This is a genomic window from Paenibacillus sp. NPDC058898, assembly GCF_049316025.1.
Lineage (GTDB): Bacteria > Bacillota > Bacilli > Paenibacillales > Paenibacillaceae > Paenibacillus_AQ.
On sequence record NZ_JBMOSM010000014.1, the window covers coordinates 72,047 to 98,170 of the forward strand.

General features: G+C 46.0%; 21 protein-coding genes. 18 read left to right on the plus strand and 3 right to left on the minus strand.

All coding sequences use genetic code 11. The features are described 5' to 3' along the window. Positions 1-176: 176 nt before the first annotated feature. The 17 genes from ACOZB4_RS27920 to ACOZB4_RS28000 all read left to right on the plus strand — a co-directional run bounded on the left by ACOZB4_RS27920 (position 177) and on the right by ACOZB4_RS28000 (position 21,779). Positions 177-494 (plus strand): hypothetical protein, encoded by a 318-nt coding sequence (locus ACOZB4_RS27920; protein ID WP_076322895.1) that lies wholly within the window; start codon positions 177-179, stop codon positions 492-494. A 195-nt stretch (positions 495-689) separates the two neighbouring features. Next, positions 690-2,960 (plus strand): PQQ-binding-like beta-propeller repeat protein, encoded by a 2,271-nt coding sequence (locus tag ACOZB4_RS27925; RefSeq protein ID WP_379412774.1) that lies wholly within the window; start codon positions 690-692, stop codon positions 2,958-2,960. Positions 2,961-3,152: 192 nt separating this feature from the next. Then, complete coding sequence (locus tag ACOZB4_RS27930; protein WP_098742392.1) at positions 3,153-3,704, plus strand: helix-turn-helix transcriptional regulator; 552 nt, start codon at positions 3,153-3,155, stop codon at positions 3,702-3,704. Then, the gene (locus ACOZB4_RS27935; RefSeq protein ID WP_379412777.1) at positions 3,685-4,434 is read left to right on the plus strand and encodes a CPBP family intramembrane glutamic endopeptidase; all 750 of its coding nucleotides are present in this window, start codon (positions 3,685-3,687) and stop codon (positions 4,432-4,434) included. The genes ACOZB4_RS27930 and ACOZB4_RS27935 overlap by 20 nt, the downstream gene beginning before the upstream one ends. 227 nt (positions 4,435-4,661) lie before the next feature. Further along, on the plus strand, positions 4,662-5,954 hold the full coding sequence (locus ACOZB4_RS27940; protein ID WP_379412779.1) for a maltose ABC transporter substrate-binding protein: 1,293 nt from the start codon (positions 4,662-4,664) through the stop codon (positions 5,952-5,954). A 36-nt stretch (positions 5,955-5,990) separates the two neighbouring features. Continuing rightward, complete coding sequence (locus ACOZB4_RS27945; protein ID WP_379412782.1) at positions 5,991-7,307, plus strand: sugar ABC transporter permease; 1,317 nt, start codon at positions 5,991-5,993, stop codon at positions 7,305-7,307. Continuing rightward, positions 7,308-8,141, plus strand: a complete 834-nt coding sequence (locus ACOZB4_RS27950) for a sugar ABC transporter permease (RefSeq protein ID WP_076322900.1) — start codon at positions 7,308-7,310, stop codon at positions 8,139-8,141. A gap of 35 nt (positions 8,142-8,176) precedes the next feature. Continuing rightward, entirely contained in the window at positions 8,177-9,937 is a 1,761-nt protein-coding gene (locus ACOZB4_RS27955) for an alpha-glycosidase (protein ID WP_379412789.1), read from the plus strand. Positions 9,938-9,983: 46 nt separating this feature from the next. Further along, positions 9,984-10,901, plus strand: a complete 918-nt coding sequence (locus tag ACOZB4_RS27960) for a LacI family DNA-binding transcriptional regulator (protein ID WP_379412794.1) — start codon at positions 9,984-9,986, stop codon at positions 10,899-10,901. A gap of 26 nt (positions 10,902-10,927) precedes the next feature. Further along, on the plus strand, positions 10,928-12,271 hold the full coding sequence (locus tag ACOZB4_RS27965) for an alpha/beta hydrolase (protein ID WP_379412797.1): 1,344 nt from the start codon (positions 10,928-10,930) through the stop codon (positions 12,269-12,271). A gap of 5 nt (positions 12,272-12,276) precedes the next feature. Further along, entirely contained in the window at positions 12,277-13,620 is a 1,344-nt protein-coding gene (locus tag ACOZB4_RS27970) for an alpha/beta hydrolase (RefSeq protein WP_379412958.1), read from the plus strand. Positions 13,621-13,897: 277 nt separating this feature from the next. After that, positions 13,898-16,213, plus strand: coding sequence for a helix-turn-helix domain-containing protein (locus tag ACOZB4_RS27975; RefSeq protein ID WP_379412805.1), 2,316 nt, complete (start codon positions 13,898-13,900; stop codon positions 16,211-16,213). 190 nt (positions 16,214-16,403) lie between these two features. Continuing rightward, on the plus strand, positions 16,404-17,324 hold the full coding sequence (locus ACOZB4_RS27980; RefSeq protein ID WP_076322906.1) for an ABC transporter permease: 921 nt from the start codon (positions 16,404-16,406) through the stop codon (positions 17,322-17,324). Positions 17,325-17,336: 12 nt separating this feature from the next. Next, positions 17,337-18,197: a carbohydrate ABC transporter permease gene (locus ACOZB4_RS27985; RefSeq protein ID WP_379412814.1), complete on the plus strand. Its 861-nt coding sequence runs from the start codon at positions 17,337-17,339 to the stop codon at positions 18,195-18,197. Between the two features lie 59 nt (positions 18,198-18,256). Beyond that, positions 18,257-19,807 carry an extracellular solute-binding protein gene (locus tag ACOZB4_RS27990; protein WP_379412823.1) on the plus strand — a complete coding sequence of 517 codons (1,551 nt, stop codon included), beginning with the start codon at positions 18,257-18,259 and terminating at the stop codon, positions 19,805-19,807. A gap of 29 nt (positions 19,808-19,836) precedes the next feature. Beyond that, the gene (locus tag ACOZB4_RS27995; protein ID WP_379412829.1) at positions 19,837-20,892 is read left to right on the plus strand and encodes an amidohydrolase family protein; all 1,056 of its coding nucleotides are present in this window, start codon (positions 19,837-19,839) and stop codon (positions 20,890-20,892) included. A gap of 527 nt (positions 20,893-21,419) precedes the next feature. Then, entirely contained in the window at positions 21,420-21,779 is a 360-nt protein-coding gene (locus ACOZB4_RS28000) for a Rieske (2Fe-2S) protein (protein WP_339271108.1), read from the plus strand. Between the two features lie 774 nt (positions 21,780-22,553). On the opposite strand, the gene ACOZB4_RS28005 is transcribed toward ACOZB4_RS28000, so the two are convergent. Genes ACOZB4_RS28005 through ACOZB4_RS28015 form a run of 3 tightly spaced genes read right to left on the minus strand, consistent with a single transcriptional unit; the run spans position 22,554 to position 24,201 of the window. Beyond that, the gene (locus ACOZB4_RS28005; protein ID WP_339271110.1) at positions 22,554-23,096 is read right to left on the minus strand and encodes a chromate transporter; all 543 of its coding nucleotides are present in this window, start codon (positions 23,094-23,096) and stop codon (positions 22,554-22,556) included. Further along, positions 23,096-23,665, minus strand: coding sequence for a chromate transporter (locus ACOZB4_RS28010; RefSeq protein ID WP_339273412.1), 570 nt, complete (start codon positions 23,663-23,665; stop codon positions 23,096-23,098). Before ACOZB4_RS28010 ends, ACOZB4_RS28005 begins: the two co-directional genes overlap by 1 nt. 53 nt (positions 23,666-23,718) lie before the next feature. Continuing rightward, positions 23,719-24,201, minus strand: coding sequence for an Lrp/AsnC family transcriptional regulator (locus ACOZB4_RS28015; protein ID WP_076322912.1), 483 nt, complete (start codon positions 24,199-24,201; stop codon positions 23,719-23,721). A gap of 432 nt (positions 24,202-24,633) precedes the next feature. Between ACOZB4_RS28015 and ACOZB4_RS28020 the strand changes: the two genes are divergently transcribed. After that, positions 24,634-25,728 (plus strand): CapA family protein, encoded by a 1,095-nt coding sequence (locus ACOZB4_RS28020; protein WP_379412858.1) that lies wholly within the window; start codon positions 24,634-24,636, stop codon positions 25,726-25,728. The last annotated feature ends 396 nt before the right edge of the window (positions 25,729-26,124 follow it).

Genomic DNA, 26,124 nt, shown 5'->3' on the forward strand with positions numbered 1-26,124 from the left:
AGCGGAGGGAAGTACATGGATTTAAGCATATTTTTCGAATGTATGACGATCTGATTCAGCATAAGCGAAGGTAATTGTTCAGCTTTATTTAAGCATTCGTTAAGAACTTACCCCACTGATTGATAAGATATGTTCCTTATACTTTCCTTCAGAGAGTACATAAGGAGGCAGTCGGGATGGGATCCATACATCATGCGAAACGGAACATTAGGCTTACTATGGTATGGCCAGCAATCATAGTATTGGTTGGTGTCTTGCTACTATCGGGGTGCGCAGAGTTCAAGATTTCTGGTGAAGATACCCGGATTGAGAATCGAACCATTGGAGGGGCGGCAGCAGCCAATAGAAACTCATCGATGGCACCAGCATCCTTTCTCGAGCAATTATGGGGGGAAATATCAGACGGGGTGACGAATCGCACCAGAAAAATGACAGGCAGGCAAACGCCGGGCCATACCCTATCCGAAGCGAGTTGGCGTATGGAGGTACGATAATGCAGGGAAGACGGCTATTTGTGAATATGCTGCAGAAGTCATTTTAACGAGATCCTATCGTGAATGTAGACGACAATAAAGAAAATGTGGACGGCTCCTTTCCTGGAAGGGAGTTTTTTTGTTTTGATTTTGGAACAGATTGCCTTATAATAGCGTTTACATTATATAGGCTTGTATGGGAGAGGATGGTTTTCTGTGAGTTTACGCATATCGATCCGAAAGCGACTTTTCATCGGAATAACCGCAGCCGTCTGTATTTCACTTAATGGGCAATCGACTCAGGGTACACAGGTGAGTGCTCATGTCGTATTCGCTGGTGCTGCTGAAGCTGGGGGCTTTACATCCGGCCAAGGCGTTACGATTCAGCAGAAGGTTGCTTTATTTCCTAATACGCTTAGTAAGAATAGTAATCTGACAAAACTCAAGGTGAGCTATTACGGCACCAAGGGGGAAACGCTCCGGCTTACCTCCGTGAAGGGGGAATTGGCTTTAATCAAATCCGATTCCCGGGGAGACTTATGGCTCCCGACATGGTATGTGTCCAAGGAAGCTGCCCAAGTGAAAGAAATTTTCCCGCTCTCGCTTCAACTGCGCAGCAGCGGCAGTATATATCTTGCTCCCGGCAGCATGATCAAATGGCCGATATCCCAAACCGGAACGTCGCTCATCGCTGTAGCCCAGTGGAAGGACTGGTACGGCGTCATGATCAGTCCTGCCAAGTGGAAGGAAGATTACCGGATCTACCGTCCGGCGATGATGTGGGTACGAGGCAGTGACGTGACGGCCAAGAAGGCGATGCCTGACGGGCTTCTCGATGGAAATTCGGAAATAACGACGGATGTGGTACGCAACTTGACGGAGTTTCTTTTCAAGAAAGGCACCCCTTCTTCTTATGTGAAAAAGCTGCTTGGCGAGCCGCAGGCGAGGGAGACATCGCGGAATCAGGAGATGAGCTCCAATAAACCGATGATACTCGGCGAGACCTGGAGATATGAGCAGCGGGATGCCCATTATACCGTGACATTCTCACCGTCCGGAAAACTGACGTTCAGCGAGTGGACGATTCCGGGGGCCGGATCCTTTGAACGGAGTTTCAGTCCCGGCGATGATTACGAGTTTACCTATCGTTTTGCCGCCGTGCCGCCGCCGAAGACCCTAAAAGCTGAGCCCGACTGGCGAAATCAGGGCAATCTGAACTTCACCTTCCTGCTTGAGGCAAACGAGGACGTCCTGCTCCTCAAGGGGGATGATGGCGGATACAGCGGGATGCATGATAATTCTTCTTTGTATGCGATTGACCGCGGCACCGGCAAGAAGCTGTGGCAGGAGGATGCGGGATTTGGCTGGTATACAGCCGTCACGGATAAGGAGCAGGAGAATGTCACGATGTTCTCGGCTTATAACCCGGTGGTAAAGGATTATGTAGCCCGCGTGCGGCATATCCGGTTGTCGGATGGAAAAGTGTTATGGGAGGTTGAGCCGAAGAACGAATTTGGACTGACGATGACGGCTGCGCAAGACACGGTAGTTCTGGATGAACCGCTCGATCTGAACGAAACCAAAAGTTTGCTGAGCGTGCTGGATCAGGAAACCGGAAAGCTGCGTTGGAAAAAGACGTTGTCCGGCGAACACCGCTTGTTGAACCAGGGCACGGACGATCCGTACGTGCTCATCGAGCAGAACGGACAGCTTACCGCCTACGATCCCGAAACCGGCAAAGCCGTATGGGATTACAAAGTCGGGAAAAAGTTCATGGACGATCCGAACCGAAATCCGTATTTTACTGGAGGCTATCGCTACGATCCGGTATCTCCTACGGATATGACAACAAGATGGATGCTGCTTGGCAAGGAGTGGGTTCTGCTCAATACGGAAACTGGCGAACGCGAAGGTGTGTATCCAGCCGATGAGATGGAACGGTTCGAGGTGCTAAATGAGCGGTATTTGTTGGTGCAGCGCGCGTTGAAATGGAAGTATTTCAGCGGGGCTACCGCTTACGAAAGCGTATTGTATGACAGCTTGGAAGATCGGGAATTATGGACCGTGAAAGGCAAAGCTGCCCGCGGCGCCATCGAGGGAGAGCGAGTCTATCTTACATTGAACGGCATCCCGGCAGCGGTAGATAAAGAGACCGGCAGCGTAATTTGGAAGATGGAGACCATATCCAAAGCGAGTGACGATCTATCCCATCTAGTTGGCAGCAGTTATGGAATCCTGGACCGCTACCTGCTTCTGAGCTTGGGAAGCGATCTTGTGGTGCTGAACAAGGACGACGGCAGAAGCTTGGGAAGATTGCATAACGTGATTACCGGCAACGTGGATTTGCGAGAGCAATATGCCAGAAACGGTGCACTGAACGTAACGGATCATGAGGTGGTGGTCGGAACAGTGAATGGAGCGTTCATTCGCTATGATGCGGAAGAATTAAAGGCTCGTCTGGATGAACTGTTTGAACGCATGGAATAAAGAATGAATCAAGAGATAAGCGTCACTGGTGTCAGGTAACAGATGCTAGGGGCGTTTTTTTTGTGGATGGCGATGGATGAACGGAAGAAAAGAATCGCTTGTTAAAATTCCCCTTGACTTTATTCGAAAAAAAGTTAATTATAAATATATCGAATAGATATATCAAATAGATACATTATATGAAACGTGGTGATGACATTGCTGGAGTACATTCTCCTCGGCATGCTGATGGAAGGAACAATGAGCGGCTATGATCTTAAGAAAACAATCGACAGCACTGTAGGCACTTTCTACAAAGCGAGTTACGGAAGTCTTTATCCTGCGCTCAAGAGACTCGCAGAGAAGGACATGGTCACACTGACCGAAACGGACAACAGCAAGAACAAGAAGCTATATACACTGCTGCCTAGCGGTCAAAAGGCTTTTCTCGACTGGTTGTCCGGACCGATGCAGACGGGGCGCAATGAGCAGCTGATCCGCATTTTCTTTTTTGATTATTTGGATGAAGACCTTCGTCAAAAACGATTGGCTGAGTACATATTTAAGCTGGATCAGGAAATTCACATGCTTGAGGCGGTGCAGAACGTCGTGACTGGAGAATTGGCTGAGATCGAACATCCTGAGAATTATTACTATCGGGTATCGGTTCTGGCGTATGGATTGAACCATTTTCAGATGGAACGGCAATGGCTGAAGGATATTATGGAGAGGAAGGATCTGAACCATGTCAAACCTGAAAACTAGGGTTTCTTTTTCACAAAACCGCCCGGTTTTAACTGTTATCATTATCGAGGTTCTGCTGTTATTAGCCGTATTTGCCGCTGGAGCTTACGCCACGATTAAAGAGTTGAGTTATACTTCGCCTGTGCTGATCTCATTTATCCCAATCGCGCTGGTGTTGATGGTGTACTTTACATGGAAAAAGAAGTGGAATGCGCTCGGTTTCCATAAGCTCAGCAGTATTCCAGCCAACGATTGGGTCTATTATTCTCCCTTGCTCCTTATTCTGATTGTCATCTCGCTCAAAGGAATGCGCGATATTAGCGCTTCGGAGGTCCTGTTCTTTATCTTCTTTACCCTGCTAGTTGGTTTTGTGGAGGAGAGCATCTATCGGGGATTGATTCTAAAGACGCTGCTGCCCAAAGGCATTAAAACCGCGGTCATCACCTCTAGCATTCTGTTCGCGGTCACGCACGTACTGAACGTCTTGTCAGGGCAGGACGCATTCCAAACGATTTTACAGATTGTATATGCTCTGCTTATAGGCGCTGTACTGGCTCTGCTGATGGTGAAGAACAAAAATATTATACCTCTCATACTATTCCACTTCCTTCACAACTTCGTTCAGTTTGTCGGTAACGACAACAGTGATGCCTTTATCGGTTATGATTTATTGATCCTGCTGGTGTTGGCCGTTCATTGTGTCTGGCTGTCTTTATCTTTGAGAAAACCTCCGGTATTAGTTGTAATGTGATTGCAGGGTATTTAGACGGATACGGTTCTATAAAAAGTCACAATATAAACGGATGGACGTTAATTAACGTTCATCCGTTTTTTTGACTTGTACTGCTACTGGGAGAAGATTTCCCCTGAAGCACAATTTTTTTCAAGAATTTAACATTGACTTTGGTGGGGATTAGAAGTTACTATAGCAGTGAAATATAGCTTAAACGTTTAAGTGATCGAAAAGGGGGAGTATTCATGTCAAAACGTTTGTTGATTTCCACAATCATTTTAACGTTGTTCAGCTTTTCATTCCTCACTGCATGTGGAACGGATAATCAATCATCAAGCCAGCAATCGCAAGGGAATGAAGCAGCAGGTAACGAACAACAAGATAGGATGAAGCCTGAGGCCGGGGCTGAATTGCTTGTATGGGAATCGAAAGGTCCTGAACTCGACTTTATGAAAGCGGTCGCAGATGATTTTGAAAAGGAATATGGAATAAAAGTAAAGGTAGAGCCGGTTCCTGCGATAGATGCCGTCAAGAAACTTACCACAGATGGACCCGCTGGAATTGGTGCCGATGTCTTCTCATCGCCACATGATCAATTGGGAAACGCTGTTATGGCAGGACTCGTATTGCAAAATGATGTGTTTACCGAGTCTGAAAAAGATGATTTTATGACTTCTGCAATCGATGGCGTTAGCTATGATGGTGTCCTGTATGGGTTTCCAACAGCCATTGACACCTATGCGCTTTTTTACAATAAGAAGTTGATGGAGAAAGCCCCGAAGACTTATGAGGAGATCATTAAGTTCGCCGAAACTTATAACGATCCGAAAAATAAAAAATATGGTTTTATGTGGGATGTAGGTCAGTTGTATTTATCTTATTCATTCCTTGGCGGTTACGGAGGATATGTATTTGGCAATCATGGGACGGATATAAATGATATCGGTCTTAACAATGATAAGTCGATTGAAGGAGCAAGATTCTTACAATCCTTTAAAAAAGTATTGCCCCTAAATATAAACGACCTCAATGATAATATTATCACTGGATTTTTCCAAGAAGGCAAAACAGCTGCCATTATTAATGGACCGTGGTTCATTTCAACTTTGGCAAGTACGGAAATGGATTATGGCGTAGCTCCTTTACCTCTATTGCCTAATGGTGAACATCCAGTAAGTTTTTCAGGTATTAGAGGTTTATATGTGAACTCATACACGAAATATCCCGTTGCTGCAAAATTATTTGCTAGTTATGCGACAACGAAACAAAGTTTAACGAAACGTTTTGAAATGACAACTCAATTGCCTCCCAGGAAAGATCTGATGGACGATCCGCTTCTTACGAACGACCCTAATACAACGGCTTTCTTAGAGCAAGCGAAATATTCAATTCCAATGCCGTCTATTCCCGAAATGGGTAATGTATGGGTTCCTGCAAGTGCTGCTCTCTCATCCATTTGGAATGACAATCAAGACCCGGGCACAGTTTTAAATCAAGCCGTAAGTCAAATCAAAACAGCAATCAATACGAAAAAGTAGGATGATTCTCCAAATCTCAGTAAGGCGGTCTCAGATATGCATTTGAACCAAAGTTCTCGTCAGCATCAGACGAAAGGCATGATTTTGTCTGCGGTTTTTATTGGATTGGGCCAACTGTACAACAAGCAGTATCTGAAGGGCTTGATTTATATGATCCTAGCCCAATTGTTCTTCTGGAACTATTATCCTGTCGCCTATAAAGGCATAGTGGGATTTATTACATTAGGCGATGTGCCTACAAAGGTTATTCAGGGGAAAGTCGTGCAGGGTGACCATTCTATTTTTCTATTAATCAATGGTCTGATCACATTCATAATCATTCTTTTGTATTTGAGTTTTTATTTCATGAATGTTTATGATGCTAGGAAAAACGGAGCGCTTAGAGACAAAGGGGGATGTGCTCCACGATTTACAGATTCCATTAAAACCATGAAATTTCGTAAATTGCCCTACCTTTTGTTATTGCCCGCAGCTTTTTTTGTCTTGTTTGTGACCTTAATACCTCTGCTATTTAATGTGTTGATCGCATTTACCAATTATTCTGCTCCTGGACATATTCCGGATCGTGCATTAGTGGATTGGATCGGATTTAGCGTGTTCTATGATTTATTTGCACAAGAATCATGGAGATCTACCTTCTTCGGTATATCCGTCTGGAATTTGATATGGGCTACAGTTTCGACGAGCACCGTTTTTCTGAGCGGTCTTTTATTAGCGATGATGGTGAATCACCCAAGGATTCGATTCAAAAAGTTTTGGAGAACCATCTTTATCCTGCCTTGGGCGGTTCCACAATTCATATCGATTTTGGTTTTTAGGGTATTATTGAACGGCTCATTCGGTCCGATTAACGATTTGGTGGTGAAGCTTGGTTTCTCACCTGTACCGTGGCTCTCCGATCCGACGATGGCGAAAGTGTCTATCCTTATGGTGAATTTGTGGTTCTCAACCCCTTTTCTCATGGCATTAATGTCGGGGATCTTAACGACAATGCCGCGCGACATTTACGAAGCTGCAGAGGTAGACGGCGCCTCAAAATTACAAAACTTTTTTAAGATCACTCTTCCTCTTGTCTTATTGGCTACCGCGCCTATTTTTATTATGCAATTCGCTTTTAATTTTAATAATTTCAATCTAATTTATTTACTAACGGATGGGAAACCGGAAAATCCGGACTTTTACTACGCAGGAAGCACCGATATTCTGATCTCATGGATTTTTAAAATGACACTGAACCAAAGTCAATTTAATATGGCCTCCGCTGTGTCTATTATTATGTTCGTTTTCATTGCGTTTTTCTCCTTATGGAATTACAGGCGGATGAAGTCAAATAAAGAAGAGGATTTGGTCTAAATGTCGAAAATAAAAGACAACTTGCTGGTCATTGGCATCTACATGATTTTTATTGTGCTATTCATTACCACGATATATCCAATTATTTGGGTTATTGGAACTTCACTTAATCCCGGCAATACCTTATTGGTGAGTCAGATGTTTCCTGATCATCCCACGATTGCTCATTATGTTGATCTTATGAGGAACACTGATTTTGGACTGTGGTACAAGAATACAATAAAGATCGCCATTTCGAATGCGGTGATATCCACCTCACTTGTAGCTGCGACGGCTTATGCCTTTTCTAGATTTCGATTTAAAGGTAGACAAACAGGATTAATGACGTTATTAATCTTGCAAATGTTTCCCGGATTCTTATCCGTCATGGCACTATTTGTTCTGCTATTACAAACGAGGTTGCTAGATACACATCTAGGGTTAATTTTGATTTATGCTGGCGGGTCCATCTCAATGGGAACATGGGTGATGAAGGGTCATTTTGACACGATTCCCAAAAGTCTAGAAGAAGCTGCTTTTATGGATGGGGCCAGTAATAAGGATTCATTTTTTAAAATTATTTTACCTTTGTCTTTGCCGGCCATTACATTCGTTGCACTGAATAGTTTTATTACGCCCTTCATGGATTTTATTTTGCCGCAAATTGTTCTAAGATCATCAGAAAAAATGACGCTAGCGCAAGGTTTATATAATATGGTTGCGAACGAGACGAATTCCAGCTTTACCTTATTTGCCGCAGGTGCTGTGCTTGTTGCGTTGCCAATTACGATCCTGTATATGTACTTCCAGAAATATTTGATTAACGGGATCGCAGCGGGTGCGGATAAGGGTTAAGGGATTACAAATCACATATGTCTAAGGAGTGTATCATGTTATTAGAAGCAATCTATCATCGACCAAGGAATTCCTATTGCTATGCATACGATGATCATCTCATTCATATCAGAATTCGGACCAAAAAAGATGACCTCGAAGAGGTTCATGCCTTTTACGGTGATAAGTATGATTGGGATAATACCGCATGCGAAAAGGCTCTTCATAAAATAGCAAGTGACGAATTATTCGATTACTGGCAAGTAGAAATCGAACCTACACATTTACGACTCAGATACGCCTTTCACTTGATATCAGGGGATCAAACATATTGGTACACGGAGAAAGGTTTCTGTAAAGAAAAACCGGGGAACCCTCTAACATTTTTCGATTTTCCGTTTATTTGGTCGCATGAGGTGTTAAAACCGCCAGCGTGGGTAAAGGAGTCTGTATTTTATCAAATTTTCCCTGAAAGGTTTGCTAACGGTGATTCGAGCAATGATCCTGCATCTGTGCGTCCTTGGAAAGACAGCAATCCAGATCCGCAAGATTATTATGGAGGAGATCTGCAAGGCGTGTTAGATCAGTTAGATTACATCAGTTCCCTAGGTGTTAATGCCATTTACTTTACCCCTATATTCGAAGCCAAAACAAATCATAAATACGATACGACAGATTACTTAAAAGTTGATCCCTATTTTGGCGATGTTAAGTTATTAAAAAAACTGGTGAATTCATGTCATGAGCGAGGTATTCGTGTCATCCTTGATGCGGTGTTTAATCACAGCGGTTATGACTTTGCACCCTTCCAGGATGTAATCGAGAACGGAGAGAAATCTAAATATCGCGATTGGTTCCATATCAAGCAATTTCCGATTACATGTGAGCCAAGACCATCTTATCATTGTTTTGCCTTTGAATCCCATATGCCTAAGCTTAATACGTCTAACCCTGAAGTGCGAAAATACTTGTTAGAAGTTGCTCAATATTGGGTTACCGAATGTGATATTGATGGTTGGAGACTGGATGTGGCGAATGAGGTTGACCACGATTTTTGGAGAGAGTTCCGAAAAACATTAAAAGTGCTGAAACCCGATTTATATATTCTGGGAGAGATTTGGCACGATGCCATGCCGTGGCTGGAAGGAGACCAATTTGACGCGGTCATGAACTATCCTGCAACGGATGCCATTATCGAGTTTTTTGCGAAGGATAACCTGGATGCGGTACAGTTCTCCTATCAAATCAATTGGCTCTTGGCTAATTACCCGCAGCAAGTAAACGAAGCAACCTTTAACGTTCTGGGAAGCCACGATACGCCGAGACTGCTCACAGTCGCACAGGATGAGAATAAATTAAAGCTGGCTGTACTGTTTCAATTCATATTCCTTGGAACGCCCTGCATTTACTATGGAGATGAAGTAGGGATGACAGGGGGGGCAGACCCAGATTGCAGGAAACCAATGATTTGGGAAAAGGAGAAACAAAACCACGTGCTTTTTAATTTTTATCAGGATATGATTTCATTTCGAAAGAAACATCGCGTATTACAAGAAGGCTCATTCGATTTTATGTATGCCAAAAATAATCAACTTGTCGTACAAAGAAAGAATGACAATGAACGAATCTACATTTGTTTTAATAACAGCAGTCAATCGGAACAAGTTGATTTCAAAATTCATCAGGAATTTTCACCCGAACTAATGATAGGCAACGGAACATATGAAGTGGAGGGTGATGCAATTAACGTAAGTTTACCTGCATTCGGATGGATCGTATTAAATACCGCCAAGGCCACCCGTTTGACAAAAGAATAGGGATATGGTTAAATCTCTTAAACGTTTAAGTAAAGGCGGTTTATCCATGAAAAAAACAACTATTAAAGATATAGCAAAAGAAGCAAATGTATCGATCGCGACAGTTTCTTATATTTTGAACAATGTGAAGACGCAATCCATTTCGGATGAAACGCGTGTTAAAGTTCTTAAAATTGCCCAACAGCTTAAGTACGTAACAAACCGAACAGCCCAGTCTTTAAAAATCAAGAAAACCGGATTAATTGGCATCATTTTGTTCAAAGAAGAAAAACAGCATGTATGGTCAGATTTAAAATATTCGAAAGCCATTTTTAAGCTTGAGCAGTTATGCAGCGAGTTAGGTTACCATGTCCTCTTTATGCAAATCGACAGCATGACGCCATCCAACAAGATTATTATGGAAAGAAATCTAGATGGTGCGTTCTTAATAAATGTGGATCAAGACAGATTCTCGACGATATCCAATTATTTTGGATTTGGGGTTCCCGTATTTGTAATGGACAGTTATATTGATAACTCATTGTTTCATAAAGTCCTCCCAGATTTTGAGCAAAGCTTTCATTTATCTCAGCGTTTACTTGGTGAATCCCCCCAATTTCTGATTATGGATTCCTATAACAATGCTGAACTCATGGAGTTTATTAAACAAAAGTCAAATTTAGATGAAAACCAGATTTATGTCTCAGATAACACAGCTAGCAGTATGAATACGTTCTTATCCCAATTTCCAGACAGCCCTGGAATGGTCGTGAACGAATTTTTAGCTAACGAGGTATTCAAAACGCATAAAAAAATAGTTGCCATATGCACCTGCGATTGTTCGGAGATCTTGAGAGACGATATGTATCAAATCAAGTTCAATTTGAATGATTATAAAGGAGTTGTGCGCATGATGGATCGTTACATTCAGGATGTGGATTATGTAAACAAGGAGAAATTCTTTTTCTTGTCGACCCAATCCTAATAATTTTAGTTGAGGGAGTATGCCTTGTGAATTTATCGCGGTTAATCGCCATCAAGAACTTTTATTCCAGTATTCTTAATAATGTGAGAGATATGTTTATTTACTTACCCGTTAGTTATGAAAAGGATGTAGAAAAAAGATATCCTGTCCTTTATATGCATGACGGTCAGCATATGTTCTTTGAAGATCACAAAGGCGAATCTTGGGATATTCATACCACAGTGGATGCATTGGTGTCTCAGGGGAAAATGAAAGAAATTATCGTTGTTGCCATCTCTCACGTAGAAGACACTAGAATATCAGAATATATGCATGCCAATCCTGATGGACATAATATTTTTAATACGACCAATCAAGGCGAACTTTATGAGGAATTCCTTATTAAAGAAGTTAAACCTTACATTGATAAAGAATATCGAACGCTACCTGATAAGCGTAACACGGCTTTAATGGGCTCCTCCGCGGGTGGACTCGTGTCTTATAATATAGGATTCCGCCAATCAGATACTTTTGGAATGGTAGGTGCGCTATGCCCATTCTTTGTCAGTGTCGACCCGAGCACGATGGAAGATCGATGGTTAAGCCGTGTATACACAGAAAAAAAGGATCTTAAAATATGGATAGATGTAGGAGATGCTGAGGGTTTCACCGTGATGGAGAAACATGTGAGATATGTGGCAGATATACTTATTAAAAGCGGCTACCAGCCCGGAAATGACCTGATGTATTATCTTGCTGTCAATTCTGGCCACTCTCAAAAGGATTGGGCGGCTCGGGTTCATGCGCCGTTAATTTATTTTTTTGGCGAAATAGGTACGCCGGTCCGTGTTGATTTGCATGGTCCTGAAGCTGTTGGCATAGATGGACTTAAGAGAACATTAAATTCGGTGGTGCATTTTGATAGCGGATTTATGATGACGGATTTAAATGCAACTTACGAAGTTGGTGATCCCGATATTTTGGAGGTAACAAAGGAAGGAAGATTAATCCCCAAAAAAGTAGGGAAGACCACCATCACATATATGAATAACAATCTAACAAATCAATTCGAAATCGCAGTTGTGCCCTTTATTTCCGATACAGTCACCGTTAATCTTTCCGTAAAAGTGCCGGCATTTACGCCAGAAACAGATAAGTTATACGCCGGTATAGAGTTACCAATGATTCAAGAAGGACTATATGGGGGAACGTTTGAGGTGCCAAGAGGCATTTCGTTTGAATTCCGTATTTCTCGTGGATTAGGCATGCATGAAACAGACATTCAAGGCAGGGAAGTTCCATATCGAAAGTTTACAACGGATGATGGATTAATCCTGAATTACAAAGTCGATCAATGGGTAGATCTCATACCCGAGAATTGCAGAAGGTGATGAAAATGACATACAAGTCAAGCATTTTGCGAATTGAGAGCTTTTACTCGGCGCATTTGGATAATAAGAGAGATATTTTTGTATATCTTCCTCCTAGTTATGCGTACGACAAAACGAAGCGATACCCTGTATTATACATGCATGACGGGCAAAATATCTTTCACCCCGCCTTCAATGGGTATTCTTGGCATGTAGATAAAACCGTTGATCGATTGATCCGTGATCACAAGATGGAAGAGATCATCGTTGTAGGTATTGCTAATATGGGACTGGAGAGGTCCGACGAATATACCCATGACTTGGAAGGGGTGCTGTATCCACTCGATAAAGTTCCGATTCACCCCAAAGGTCTTCTATATGAAAAGTTCATCATTGAAGAAGTGAAGTCTTACGTGGATTCGGTTTTCCGAACGAAATCAGATCCTGAACACACGGCGTTAATGGGTTCATCCAGAGGCGGGCAAGTTACCTATCATATCGGATTTCGTAATCCAGATATATTCGGTAAACTAGCTATCGTTTCCCCTTATTTTTATTGTGTAGATCCCATTTCACTCGAAGAAATCAGGCTGTATCATACTTTTACAAAGAAGCAACCAATATCCCAAATATGGATTGATTTAGGGAGCTCTGAAGGAACTTTAGTCATGGATAAGCATACCCGTGCAGTGACAGAGGAACTCGTAGATTTAGGTTATGAAGCCGACACTCAATTGATCTATTTCAATGATCCGGGTGCTGCTCATGTGGAGAAAGATTGGGCAGTAAGATTATCATCTCCACTCATTCATTTTTTTGGAAGGAAAGGCGAAGCACGCTCATTATCGTTAATTGGTTGTGAAGAGGTGGGTATTGTAGGTCCCACAAGCCGACTGAACGCGATTCTGGAATTTGGGGATGACTTTAAAATGTCCTTATTACGAGCGGATTATCATGTGTATGATCAAGAGATCGCGGAAGTAATAGCGAACGGAACCATCGTGCCTAAGAAAACAGGGGTCACCTCGGTAACCGTTAAATACAAGGACTTGGAAGCTATTACAGAGATTCGTGTTGTTGATGAGAAAAAAGAGTGTGTAACCTTGGACATGGTTGTTCATGTTCCGCTAAATACACTCGTCGATATGAACCTGTATGCTTGGTTTCCTCTGATTCAAGATCCGAGTAAGGGTATGTACTACAATCAACTGCAGGTACCTTTACATGCTGAGTTTATCTACCAAATCAGTAGACAGGATGGAATCGTGGAGGTGGATTCAAGCGGCAAACCCGTTCAACATAAATATACAGCTTTAGAGGACACCAAGATTGAAATTAACGTCGAACATTGGATGAGGAATGAAACATGAAAAAAATAGAAAACATTAGACGAAGTTAGTGAGTTAATTAAGAAGAATAAAAATAGGGATAAGAGAGTCTCAGTGCAAATTGAATAGTCAAAAATCAATTTATACCTTGAAAGGCTTTGTGCCATTCAAGGTTTCTTTTTGGTTATCAATTTTGCTCTAAGCTTGAAACTCCATGCACAGAAGTTGCAGCGAATATTATAACTTACATCAAAATATAGTAAACGTAACTGCAAGCCTTGTTACTTGCAATTTTAAATACCAAGAGGGGGGGACATTCATGGAGCGAAGGACGCCGCCTAACCGATCACCTGAGCCGGGAGATACCGATTCTCCGCCTCCCAGAAGGTACACCCTGTTTTGGAGGCTGTTCGCCAACTATTTTCTCCTCATTCTCATTCCCGTTATTGTTGCGTCGGTTCTTGCCCAGGTGCTGGTCGTTCGCATCATTGAAAAGGATGCCGAGCGTTTTAACCAAGTGATGATGAATCGGTTCTCCGAGCAGACGGATACCGAGCTTCAGTCCTTGAAAACGAGCATGATTAATATCCTCAGCACCTCCAGATTACGGAGCGTGCTTCTCGCTCCCATGGCTTCTTCGCCGGAAAGCCAGCTGCTTCCGGAACTGCTTCATTCCCTGCGGGAGCAGCTGCAGCAGCTGGAATCGGATGATCTCGTCGAGAGGGCGTATTATTATTTTGTTCACCAGGATTTGATGATGGATGCCGAAACCTACACGAATAAAGCGTATTATTTCCATTCCCATTATCCCCTGGATCTGAACCGCCGCCATCAGCTGGAAGCTGAATTATCCGGCAAAAAAATGATGGACTTTATGGATACCCCCGACACGTTGACGGCTTCCATGAGCTACCCGTTTAATACCGCGGCTCCTGAAGTCTATCTCCTGGTCGAAGTGAAACGAGACAAGCTTCAGGAGCAGATTCATATTCCGGAGAGCTGGGTTACGGGCACGGCGATTGTGGATGATAGGGCCAAAGTGATCGCCCAGAACGGACTGACCGAGCAGGACCAGCTTGCCCTGCAGCAGCGAATACGTACAGAGGGCATTGCTTCGCAATTCACGATATCGGACAAGACGGGACTGTCCTTCATGGCATCCGGCTTTGACGAGTCCTGGCATTATATCAGCATGATCGATTTGGGTACATTGATGAAGCCGGTCTATATGACCCGATGGATCTGTTGGTTGTTCCTCCTATTCTTTTTCATTGTTGGCGCACTCGCCTCGTATTATTTAAGCCGGCGCTTATACCGACCGATTCGGGAGATTAAGGATGGACTGAAGCTGCATCACGATCCGAACGGGGAGGTCGGCCACGAAGGAAACGAGTTTGATGTCATAAAACGCTATTCCCAGTTCATTATGACGGAGAATAAAGAGCTGTTCCAGATGGTGAACGGGATGCTGCCGATTGTTCATGAGCAGTTTTTTACGAAAATCCTGCTGGGGCAATACCGCGATGCTTTATCGATTGAGTACTATGCCAAGGAGATTGAGTTTGCCTACAGCCATAAGGCGGCAAGAACCGTCCTATGCATCTCGTTCCATTATGATCCAACCGTTTACGAGTCGGCATCGGAATCCACCAAGACTTTTTTGCTGACGGAGCTGAAGGACAAGATTCATCGGCTGGCACATGGCATGGTCTGGATCTGCCAGACAAGGCCGGATCTGATAGCTTGCATCGTGGAGCATGGTCCCATTACGGAGGGCGAGGACCATCCGGAACAAATAGCGGAGCAGATAAGGCACGTTTTTCTGGAATACGGTGCTTATTATAAAGCGACCATCGGTATCGGAAAGACCGTTCATGCCATTGAGGAGCTGCACCAGTCTTATGAGCATGCGCTGGCCATGCTGAAGTACCGGGGGCTGCATTCCGCGGTGGAGATTTGCGGCAATCAGCCCTCCCGGGAGCTGCAGCAGTGGGATTCTTTTCTATCTGTACAGGAGGTTCAGCGGATTCTCAATCAGTACAAAACGAGGGAGTATGACAAGCTGCTTCATTCCGTGCTTGCTCTGCTGGAGGAGGGAAAGGGCAAGGATGCATCTGCCATGCAGATGAAATATCTGCTAGCCGATGTGCTGAACACCTGGATTCGGGCCGTGGAATCGGAGCGCAATGAACTCAATGTTCCGTATTACTCGGGTCTGTTCGAACGAATGAATCGCTGCATGACATGGGACGAGCTGACGTGCTGTTTCGAAGAGATTCATGGTTTTCTGTTCCGGAAGCCGGCTTCCAGCAGCCGGAGTCAACAGTTTAGCGAGATCGTTGAATACATTCATGAGCATTATGATCAAGAGATGTCGATCGAGTATTTTGCCGGTATGTTGAATATGTCCATCGGGCATTTCAGCCGGACCTTCAAGGAGGAGGTCGGCGAGAAATACGTGGAATATATCGCCAAGTACCGGCTGATGAAGGCGAAGCAATTTTTGCTTGAAACCGATTTGAAAATTGACGAAATTGCCGAGAAGGTCGGGTATTGGGGCCGAAATTCTTTGATTCGGGCTTTCCGCCGATATGAAGGCATTACGCCCGCCAAATACCGGAGTTTTCACCAATAGGAAAGAAGAGACTGCATTATTTTCTGAAGTCTCTTTTTTTGCATGGAACAGGCTGAAAGCCTTGCGGCACAGGCAGTGCAAAACATGTGTCTTAAGGAAAAGATGTTTGCTTTACGCGAAGGAAGAACGGCTCGTATAGTGGGGACAACAACAAATGAATGTAAATGCTTTCAATCGGAGGTGGGGATTATTGGCGCAGCTATCACGGATCGGCTATGTTCTGAGAAAACATAAAGCGTTGTACTTGCTGATGCTGCCCGGCATTTTGTACTACTTGATATTTAAGTACGCGCCGATGTACGGCATCATCATTGCCTTCCAGGACTATTCGATCGGCCGGGGTATTTTGGGAAGCAAGTTTGTCGGATTCAAGCATTTGATTGAATTTTTCTACGTCACCCCCGATGCATGGAAGCTGATTCGCAACACGATCATGCTGAATGTGTATGATCTCCTGTTTCATTTTCCGGCGCCGATCATTCTGGCGATCCTGTTCCATGAGTTGAAGAGCAAATGGTTCAAACGGTTTGTGCAAAACATCAGCTATATGCCGCATTTCCTATCCACCGTCGTGATCGCGGGCATTCTCGTGACCTTCCTGTCTCCCACCACGGGCGTGGTAAACCATCTGCTCGTCAAGCTGCTTGGCATCGAGCCGATCATGTTTCTGGGCATGCCGGAGTGGTTCCGGACGGTGTATGTGGGCTCCGAAATATGGCAGAAGGTGGGGTGGGGCACCATTCTCTATCTGGCTGCGATTGCCGGAATCGATCCGACGCTGTATGAAGCGGCCAAGATGGATGGGGCGAATCGGTGGCAGCAGGTCAGACATATTACGTTCATCGGCATGGTGCCTGTCATGATTATTCTGTTCGTGCTGTCGCTTGGTAATTTCATGGAGGCCAGCTTCGAGAAAATACTATTGATCTACAACACGATGAATTATGAAACCTCGGATGTCATTAACACCTTTGTGTACCGGCGGGGCATCCTCGATGCCGATTTCAGCTTCGCCACTGCGGTGGGCCTGTTCCAATCGGCGATTGGCTTCATTCTGGTCGTTGCGGCCAATCGGATCGTACGCAAATATTCGGAGACCAGCCTGTGGTAAGGGAGGTGCACGATGAAAAAGCAGGAAAGCTTCGCCTCGAAGCTGTTTGACGTATTCAATGTATTGTTCATGATTGTGCTGATCATTGTAATGGCTTATCCGATGGTTTACGTATTCTCGGCTTCCATCAGCAACAATGCCATGGTCGCGAGTGGCGCCGTGCTGCTATGGCCGAAGAAGATCACGCTGATCGCTTACGAGCAGCTTATCTATAACCCGGATCTCTGGGTGAGTTATTGGAATACGATCCGTTATACCTTCCTTCAGACGGTACTGACGCTGATTGCGACCTCCGCCATGGCATATCCGCTTGCGAAACGATGGCTGCCCGGCCGAAGAGTGATTCTGCTGATGGCGGCGTTCACACTACTGTTCAGCGGCGGCATGATTCCAACCTTCCTGATCGTTCAAAGGCTGGGGATGCTCGATACGATATGGGCGATCGTGCTCCCGTCACTGATCAGCACATGGTATCTGTTTATCATGCGGACATTCTTCGAGGCGCTGCCGGAGGAGCTTGAGGACGCGGCTGCCATCGACGGATGCGGGTCCATGCAGATTCTGGTGCGGATCGTGCTGCCTTTATCCGTACCGGTGATGGTCACGATCGGCCTGTTCACGGCCGTGAATCAATGGAACTCTTTTTTCAGCGCTTTGATCTATCTGAATGACCGGGAGATGTACCCGCTGCAGATTATGATGCGCAACATCCTGATCGCCGGTACGAATGTGCAGGGCGAGGGAGACCTGACGCATCTGGAGACGTTGAAATACGCCATGATCATGATCGGTACGCTGCCGATCCTATGCGTCTATCCGTTTATCCAAAAATATTTTGTACAGGGCACGATGATTGGCGGCATTAAGGGGTAGTTATGGATTTCAAGCAAATCCGTCTCTATACGCTGTGAAGATAAAAAGGAGGTTAGGGAATGAGGCGAAAGGGGTTCAGAACTGCGCTTGCCATGATCCTGCTCAGCGCGATGCTGGTTGCGGGATGCTCCGGCGGGGGCAAGGATGATTCGGGAACGTTAAGTCCTGACAAACCGGTTACTTTTTCTTGGCTGGTATACGACCGGGTCGAGGGCAAGGTTCGGGATGACTGGGAGATTTTCAAAGAGATCGAGGCGAAGACGGGCGTCAAAGTGAAGTTCCAGATCGTGAGCCAGGAGGGGCTTGAGGAGAAGAGGCAGATCATGATTGCTACGAATACCGCCACGGATTTTATCCAGGTGCCGACGCAGGACGGCAGGGAGCATGGGCCGGAGAAGGTGTTCCTGAACCTTAATGATTACTTGGATCGGGCACCGAATCTTAAAGCTTTTTACGAAAAATATCCTGAAGCCAAGGCGCTGGCAACGGGCACGGACGGAGGCTTGTACACCGTACCCGTATTGGAAGGGGATGCGGAGGGCAAGGGCTTCAACTTTATCTGGTATGCCCGCAAGGATATCATGGATCAGCATGGGATAAAGGCACCGACCACCGTGGATGAATTTTATCAGTATCTGAAAACATTGAAAGAGAAGGTTCCGGATTCCTATCCGCTCATATCCAACGCCATCGTTGGCGATACGGGGCTGTATACGACCTTTGGGCGTATCTTCACGGGGATCAGCGGTTTCTACAATCTGGATCCGACCACGGATCAATACGCGTTTGCCCCATATCATGAGAATTATCAGGATATGCTGGTCTATCTGAATAAGCTGTATGCGGAAAAATTGTTGGATCCGGAATTCTCGCTGCTAACGCAAGCGCAGTGGGAGGAGCGAATACTAACCGGCAAATCCTTGGTGACGTTTTTCTGGAAGGCCGATCTGGAGTCGCTCGTAGCGAAGGCGAGGGGGGCTGGTACGGCCGAGTATGAACTCGACGCGATTCCTTCCTTTGCCGCGGAAGGGGTCAAGAACTATCAGTTTTCCCGTCCGGTCGTTGGCACTGTCGGTCGAGCGATATCGGCCAAAGTGAAGGATAAAGAGCGTGCCGTTCAATTCCTTGATTATTTGGTCAGCGAAGAGGGAACGAATTATCTGTCCCTGGGAATCGAAGGCAAAACGTATACGATGGAGGACGGTAAAGCGGTATATAACAAGGAGTTCGGCGAATCTCCGTTTAATGCGCTGCGTAAGGATTGGGGCGTATGGTATGACCTAATCACGCTGAATAACGCTAAATCCCGTGAAGTGTGGGAGCGTGGTTTAAGCGAGAAGAGCAAGGATATCAATGCCCGGTATGAGCAGTACATTGTCCCGGCACCGAAACAGATCGTCAAGACGGAAGAGGAGCTGGAGCTCGAGAAATCGAAGCTGAACAATCTGAACAAATTCCTTGAGCAAAAGGTGACGGAGTTCGTGACCGGCAAAACCCCGATTAACGACACCACCTATCAGCAATTTATTAACCAGGCCAAGAAACTCGGCTCCGATGAACTCCTTACTATGTACAACACCGCCTACACGCGCACGTATGGCGGTAAGTAATTACTTATGGAGATTGGAGGAATCAGGCAATGGACGATATGAAAATTATCGACGTCGACGTTCATAACGAGCAGGACGACAGGGCGCTGCTTCCATATTTGCAGGAGCCCTGGCGCTCCCGGGTAGCCGCATCTGGCATCGGTTATGCAGGCTCAGGGTATTACTCGCCAATCGGCGTGATGAAAAAGGACTCGATCCCTCCGGGTGGAGGCAAAGCCGGTTCCGACCCCGATTATATGATCAAGCAGCTGATCGAGGGTTATAATCTGGACTACGCCGTGTTGACGGGCGTTGTCTACAACATCTCTTCCACCCATGATCCGGATTACGCAGCCGCGATATGCTCGGCCTATAACGATTATCTGATCGCCGAGTGGCTCGGCAAACATAAAGCATTCAAAGGCGCAATGGCGGTAGCGACTCAGGACCCTTTGCTGGCGGCACGCGAGATCGACCGGATCGGCGGCCATCCGGATATCGTGGAGGTGATGATCTCCAGCGCGGCGCGTTCGCCGCTGGGTCAGCGTCATTATCACCCGATCTACGAAGCAGCGGAGCGCAAGGGTCTCCCAATCGGGATCCATCCGGGAGCGGAAGGCGGCGGGAGCTCGACGGCTCCCACCGCGGCCGGCTACCCGACCCGCTACATTGAGTGGCACACCTGCCTCTCCCAGATGTTCATGGCGCATCTGGTGAGCATGGTATGCGAGGGCGTATTCGTGAAGTACCCGAACCTGAAGGTCGTTCTGGTTGAAGGCGGAGTGGCTTGGCTGCCGGGCCTGATGTGGCGGCTGGACAAAAATTACAAGGCGCTGCGCGCAACCGTGCCCTGGCTGACGAGAATGCCGAGCGAATACATCCGGGATCATTGCTACTTATCCACGCAGCCGATTGAGGAGCCCGACAATCCGCAGCATCTCATCGATCTCTTCAACATGATCGATGCCGAGAACATGCTGCTCTACTCCAGCGACTACCCGCATTGGGACTTCGACTCGCCAAGCCATATTTTGCGGGGGCTGAAGCCGGAGGCCCGGCTGAAGATTTTTTACGAGAATGCGAAGCAGCTGTACAGATTGGATTGAGCGGATGGATGATAAACGTAGAGCCAATTTGATGAAACTAACTTGCTAGATTGAAGTTAGCTCGCATGGTCGAAACTAGCTCGCATGATCGAAGCTAGCTCGCATGATCGAAGTTAGCTTGCATGGTCGAAACTAGCTCGCATGATCGAAGTTAGCTCGCATGGTCGAAACTAGCTCGCATGATCGAAGCTAGCTCGTATGAACTCGTATGAACGAAACCAGCCTACTAGATGAGATTAGCTTGCTAGATTGAAACTGGTCAACGATGAACGTCAATAACTGGCAATTTTTTTACTGAGCAGGAGTAGGTTATGAACTCGATGATTTGGACTGCTGGATAGAATACCTTAGCTAAATTGAGCCATTGGATTAATTAATATGATAGGGAGTGGCTGGGCAGATAGGGTAACTCGATAACCGGGATTAATGAATTTGACTGGAGTCAACTAAGGTACTCTGGGTGAATAGCACGCGGTGAAAGACAAACTTGATTAACGAACTGGGCGCACAGGCAAGGAGGTGCATGAATGGGAGTACATTACGTGCTGGCGGAGGAGGACATACCGGAGGGCGGACACCAGGTCGTAAACATTGAGGGACGCGAAATTGGAATCTATCGGATCAACGGCGAGTTTCATGCGATTCTCAACTACTGTCCGCATCAGGGGGCGCCGATCTGCGCAGGACTGGTCTCCGGTACGACGCTTCCTTCGGAGGTATACGACTACGAATACGGCCGGACAGGCGAGATCGTCCGCTGTCCCTGGCATGGCTGGGAATTTGACCTGCAGACCGGCAAGTCGCTGTTCAGCGACCGCATCCGGGTGAAGAAGTATAAGGTAGAGATACATGAGGGCAAGATCGGGGTGGTGATGGGGAGGAAGTAGGTGGGGAGTTGAAAGAGTATCATTAAGGACAGAGGGGCTCCATCCAATGTGAACAGACGTGGGGCCGTCGAGCATTGGATACTTGTTGGATGCAGGTGACGATTGGATACTTGATGGATGCAGGTGACGATCAAGGCACATTCGCTGGGAGTTGGATATAACGAGTTGTCGCTATTACATTGGTGTGGCATTGAGATATAATCGGATGTGGCAAATTACCTGGCCTGCTCCTGGTTATTGTGACCTTGCGTCACTTCCTGGGATTACTTAATGGGAAACTGCAGGTTTCATTGCCAACCATGGGCGCTCAAGGTACTTGTGTCAGCTTTTAACGGACCCTAGATCCGTTATTTAAGATCACAACCTGATTATTTACAAAGTACCGGACTCCAGATCCGCTATTGTGCGAATTACGGGTGCCAATACCAATAAAGACAGCAAATAAGGTCCTCTGGGTCCGCTAAAGTCACCAAAAGGGCTATTTTGGACAAAATAAGGTATTCTGTGTCCGTTAGGAAGTCTTCACGACGAATAAGAGTACTTTCGGACATATTAAATGATATAGCGATCATATACCGTCCGGTTCACAGGTGAATTTCTACTCATTGCCCTATCAGTCTAAGCGGGGGACAGGTAAGGTGCGTGATCCGGGGCATGCTTGGATGGCTGTCGACTGAAAAAAGAGCGAGTATGGTGGGAATGAGTCCCTCACACTCGCTCTTTTAGTCATGGCGATTATCCCGAACGGGTTATAGTTGTTCTATACAATCCCCCTCACACCACCTGCGACAACACCAATCCCCCGTAAGCAAACGCGGCCAGGATCACAAGCGCCGGGTGGATCTTGCGGATGTTCATGGCCCAGAAGGCGATGGCGGCGATGCCGAGGGATTGCAGAAGGCCGATGGAGATGACGGAGCTTTTGCCCATCTGCCAGGTCAGGGTCAGCATCATGATGGCGATGACGGGCTGAACTAACAGGGTCATCCCTTTGACGACTGGCGACGTACGGTATTTCTGCAGTAGATTCAAAAGCCAGATGAGAGCTACCGCCGAAGGTATAACCGTAGCCGCGAGGGCAAGGGTCATGCCCATCCAGCCGGATACGTCGTACCCGACAAAAGCGGCGATTTTGGTGGCGATCGGCCCGGGAAGCGCGTTGCCAAGGGCCAGCATGTTGGAGAACTCCGGATCGGTCAGCCATCCGTGATTCGTGACGATCTCCTTGTACATGAGCGGGATGGAAGCGGGACCGCCGCCATAACCGAGCACGTTGGAGACGAAAAAGCTGATCAGCAGCTGAAGCCATTCTTCCATTAGGCGGACCCCTCCTTATCCTGTCTTTGTTTTTTTAATTTGGCTACGGTTTTGAAATGTACGGTGCCGTAGGCAAGGAACAGTATAATGACAATGGCCGGATGAATCTGGAAACTCTCCAGCAGAAGAAACGATACTGCGAAAAATCCGATCCCGGCGTAGATGCCGAGCCCCTTTACAGCCTTTTCGCCGAATTCGTAAGCCATCGTTCCCAGCATCACGGCAATGACCGGCGTAACGCCGGCAATCATGCCTGCCACCACTTTGGAGCTGCTAAGGAACGTCACCGCCGACAACAGCGCGATCATCGCAATACAGGTCGGAAGGATATGCGCGAGAATGGCAACTATGGCGCCAAGCACCCCTTTTTCCCGGTAACCGAGATAGGCAGCCATCTTCGTGGCGATGGGACCCGGAAGCGCGTTGGCTAACGCGAGCACCTCCCCGAATTCATCGTCGCTGAGCCAATTGTAACGAACGACGGCCTCGTGACGGATCAACGGAATAACTGAAGGACCGCCGCCGTAGCCGAGTATTCCGGTTCGGAACATGCCGAACGTTAATTCCATGTATGGGTTGCTAGTTTTATCAGGCAAGGTATGAGTCCTTTCTGTTGTAAGAGTTAAAGTCGGATGCCCATTCGGCTTTTATAACGCTTGATTAAGATCTGCGTATCCACACTTGTAATGCCCGGGAGCGGGTAAAGCTTCTCATTTAAAAACATTTCCATTTCCTTATGATCGGTAAATAGTCCGTGCATATGTAGCTTACTGGGACCGGTCATATGATACAGACTTGTTACATACGGCTCGTTCTCCAATGTGTCCGCTACCTGCTGTAGATGTTTGGGTTCGACCTCTACATTGAAAAAAGCAGACACCGAAATCCCCACTTTCTCCGGATTAATGACCGCCGCGAACCGTTCAATAACGCCGTCATCGATTAGGGCGTTGACCCTGGCCTGTACGGCAACGCGGGACAACCCAATCTCCTTAGCCAAATCCGTGTACGAGATTCGCCCGTTCTTGCCGAGGATCGCAATGATTTTGCGGTCCGTATCATCAATCAGGGGAGGCCCGTTTTCACCGGAAGAATGAATATTCATGGGCTGCAGCTCCTTTGGTTTTACTTATATGTAAGAGTTAGCCGACATAATTATTACAAAACGTAATTAAAATGAAGGTTATACTTGCGATACGTTTAAATATATAAGCAATTTATAATATTTTCAATCTGATTTGCAAAGTTTGAAACTTTTTGTCCGCTTTTCAAGTCTAAGACTATGGATAGAAAAAGATAGTTTTGATTTATCTGGATGTTCAACCACTGTTAATCCGTTAAAAAATCTGGGGGCAACAGGGATCGGAAGAATAATCCGCATGCGTAGTGCTGAAAGGGATAACTGGTTAGAATCCATTATGTAATTCTATTAAATGGTTCATTTTATAGAATTACCCTTTTATATCAAATTATGATAGGATAAACGTGGTAAATGACTAGCTTCTTAGAAGTTCTTATTTGGAAAGGCGGCATCGATATGAAAAGATTATTTTGCCTCATTCTGGTTATCGTTATGATTCTCCCGGTCAGCATCGTTTCGGCAGCGGGCACGAATGAGAAAGAGACTCAGAGCAAGGTCCAGGAGACCAAGGATACAGCGGGCACAACCACTCAAGCCAAGTCGAAGAGCAAACCGATAGATCTTGTTTTTGCAGGTGACATTCTGTTGGACGGCTACGTGGGGAGTCAGATTGATAGATTCGGGAACCTATACCCATTTAAGAAGGTCGCCCCCATCTTGAAAAAAGCGGACATGGCGTTTGCCAATCTGGAGACACCGGTCTCCACTCGGGGTAAGGCTGCGGATAAAACCTTTGCTTTCCGTTCGAAGCCGGATACGCTTGAAGGCTTGGTCTATGCAGGAATCGACGGCGTAACGCTGGCTAACAACCACATTCTGGACTATGGGCAGCATGCGATGCTGGATACGATTACACATTTGAAGCGCCAGAAGATCGGGTACACGGGAGCCGGGCGCAATATTGACGAGGCCTTCCAGCCTTACGTGCAGAACATTGAAGGGAAGAAAATTGCGGTGCTGGGCGTCAGCCGGGTCCTCTCGGGTAATTCTTGGATCGCGGGCAAGAACCATCCGGGCGCTGCTTCCGCGTACACAATGGAGCCGATGTTGACCCATATTAAGAAATCGGCAAAAACAAACGATTATACGATCGTGTATATCCACTGGAATGAGGAATTTGCCGACTATCCGGAAGAATATGCACGCACGATGGCGAAGAAGATGATCGATGCGGGTGCCGACATTATTATTGGTTCCCACAGCCATACGTTGATGGGCATTGAGTATTACAAGAACAAACCGATTTATTATTCGCTGGGCAACTTCGTGTTTAATCGCTCGACCCGGGGCGGTGACAATACCTTGCTGTCGATGATGGTCCATTTTGAGATCCAGGGTTCCAAGATCACGAGCCGGATTACGCCGGTGAAAATTATTCAAGGTCAACCGAATCTGATGGACAAGAAGTACAACAAAGACATCATCGCGAAACTGAACAAACTCTCCTATAATGCAAAAATTGATGTCAACGGCAATGTCACCAAAAAATAAAAGGAAGTTTATAAACAACTGCGGCCATAACCATAGGACGCGGTTGTTTTTTTGTGCGCTGAGGAAGACCTTCGCAAAAAATGTCAGAAACGGTATGGATTTTTTCTCATTCTCAGAATTCGACAAAATCCGCACTTACTCCATCCAGCCAGAAATTCCTGCTCTAAAAAACAAAATAAAGTTTTACAAAACATATTGTAATTCGAAATAAAATTTCAATATGATAAGGAAAAGAAGACAGGTTAACTTCGGTCGTTGGTGGTAGCGGTGAATATGAAGCGGAAGCATACATTTTTGCAGCCCTTCCAGCTAATGACGGAATGTAACAGCCGATAGCGGCAGAGTTAACTTCGTCTTAACACAGATTGGAGGTGGAATTAACAAGCTAACGTTATA